At 51.8% G+C, this 1707-nt stretch carries 4 protein-coding genes and 1 pseudogene; 4 read left to right on the forward strand and 1 reads right to left on the reverse strand.

The annotated features are described in order from the left end of the window. The 3 genes from ADK28_RS18520 to ADK28_RS31690 form a co-directional block, all read left to right on the forward strand. A partial coding sequence (locus ADK28_RS18520; RefSeq protein WP_048796342.1) for a DUF1804 family protein occupies positions 1–296 on the forward strand: 296 nt, incomplete at its 5' end. Beyond that, positions 289–492 (forward strand): hypothetical protein, encoded by a 204-nt coding sequence (locus tag ADK28_RS18525; RefSeq protein ID WP_048796343.1) that lies wholly within the window; start codon positions 289–291, stop codon positions 490–492. The genes ADK28_RS18520 and ADK28_RS18525, both read left to right, overlap by 8 nt. Before the next feature lie 2 nt (positions 493–494). After that, positions 495–872 (forward strand): hypothetical protein, encoded by a 378-nt coding sequence (locus tag ADK28_RS31690; protein WP_152929727.1) that lies wholly within the window; start codon positions 495–497, stop codon positions 870–872. Here ADK28_RS31690 and ADK28_RS18530 read toward each other — a convergent pair. Further along, on the reverse strand, positions 869–1393 hold the full coding sequence (locus ADK28_RS18530) for a hypothetical protein (protein ID WP_048796344.1): 525 nt from the start codon (positions 1391–1393) through the stop codon (positions 869–871). The two genes, ADK28_RS31690 and ADK28_RS18530, sit on opposite strands and share 4 nt — an antisense overlap. 79 nt (positions 1394–1472) lie before the next feature. Here ADK28_RS18530 and ADK28_RS18535 point away from each other — a divergent pair. Then, positions 1473–1707 (forward strand): annotated as a pseudogene (locus ADK28_RS18535) (hypothetical protein); the annotation flags it as partial.

A 1707-nucleotide genomic window follows, 5' to 3' on the forward strand; every position in this document is an offset into this window, starting at 1 on the left:
GGGTGATCCTGCTGAACACGCTGACCGAGTATCAGGCCACCATGGATGCTATCCGGGGTAACGCGACGATTTCAGCGGCAGACCGGGTCGATATGCTGGCGCGGCTCGGCGATTCGTTCAGCAAGTGCATCGCGGCCGGCAAGCGTGTGCTGCCGGAGACCAGTGAGCTGGCCATCGCGCTCGAGGTGGTCAAGCTGCTCGGTGACCTTATCGGCACGCGCTTTCCGAAGCACCTGCCGGCTTATCTGGAAATGTTGGACGCCATGGGCGATGAGGTGAAAAGGAAATATGGCTAGTTATACCAATGAAAAACAAGAGATTGAGCTGGCGTTGCTGGCAATGAAGGGGTTACTTACCGAGGCAACCCCAGAGGAGCAGCAAGCCATGGCGGAATGCCGGCAAATCATCACCGAGATGCTGGATAAGTACAATGATATTGCGGTTGTCGCGCTGCAGATGGCGTGGCTTGAACGTGAACTTAAAGGGTGTTGAACATGAATTTAATTGAGCTTTTACGGCGGGTTAAACCAGGGGATGTAGTTGGTCGCGGTGGTCAATTTATTCCATTTGTCTACAAGGGTGACGTTGATGGCAAAAAATTGATTGCCTCAGGTATCACGCTTGAAGATATCAAAGCTGATGACTGGTCTATTTGCGGGGAAACAAAACCTAATGCTATCGGGGGCGGGTCAGAGACTGTCAACACAATGCCGCGCCCGGAAGCAACGGCGATCGCTAACCTGCTGCGGCAAAACTTTGATACCAAACGCCCTGATGAGATTGTCCGCGAGCTGTGGCTGGCGATGCAGCTGCTGGCGACGCCGGAGAGCTGCGCCGATTTTATCCGGCGCAGCATGGTGATCGGAAATTAGTAACCGCCGTCTCGCTTGGGAATGCGGCGATTTGGGGTGTCAATGATCCGCTCATTCATATATTCAGTCCCGCACTGCGGGCATTGGAGGTAAGCATGCCAGTTCTTTGGTGGAATAACTTGCAGTACCGTTGGGCTGGGATGTTGGTGGCATTTTGGGCAAAAGTACATGTTGGGATCGTAGCCCTCCACGGTTTCCTTGAGACGATATACAAAGGAACCCGATGGCAATTTGTGGCGCTGATAGCGTTCAAGCTCATGACTCAGTTGCCGCTCTTCGGCTTTTTCATTCTCAAGCGCTCTAATGCGTGTTTGTGCCGCCGTCAGTTCATTCTGAATCGAGATGTAACTGGTGTGAAAGGAAAATAAATCTTGCTGCAGAGAAAGTAGTTCTTTTTGTAAGGGAATTACTTTTTCATTCACCGCTACGGTCTCTTTCATCTCCAGCATGGTTTTAATGGTGTCCAGCGCAGTTGCGGTTTTTTTAATCATACCGTCGATAAACGACACTTTATCAAACATGGTTATGGCTCCGTTGTTAGTTGTTTCTTGATTCGCATCTGAACGCTAACACCGGCAGCCACTTTTTTTACAGGTTGATATGGCTAAAAAATTCTCCGGTAAGGACTTCGAAAAAGAGCTGGCCATGTACGCGGCGCAGCTGCAGCGCACCATCGAAGCGGAGTGCGTTGGCTTTGACCCGTCGCCGGCGGCGATGCAGACGCGTCGCAACGGCGTTAACCATCCGGAGAGCGGTTTTGCGTACTTTGTGGAGAACTATTTCCCGCACTACGTGCGCCACCAATCCCGCAGCCAACTGCACCATTACCTGTTCG

Origin of the sequence: Serratia sp. 506_PEND (genome assembly GCF_001076875.1) — a bacterium.
In the GTDB taxonomy this organism is placed as follows: Bacteria; Pseudomonadota; Gammaproteobacteria; order Enterobacterales; family Enterobacteriaceae; genus Serratia; species Serratia marcescens.

Coding starts and splice junctions, on each gene's coding strand:
- ADK28_RS18525 (WP_048796343.1), top strand. CDS start 289: ATGGCTAGTTATACCAATGAAAAACAAGAGATTGAGCTGGCGTTGCTG.
- ADK28_RS31690 (WP_152929727.1), top strand. CDS start 495: ATGAATTTAATTGAGCTTTTACGGCGGGTTAAACCAGGGGATGTAGTT.
- ADK28_RS18530 (WP_048796344.1), bottom strand. CDS start 1,393: ATGTTTGATAAAGTGTCGTTTATCGACGGTATGATTAAAAAAACCGCA.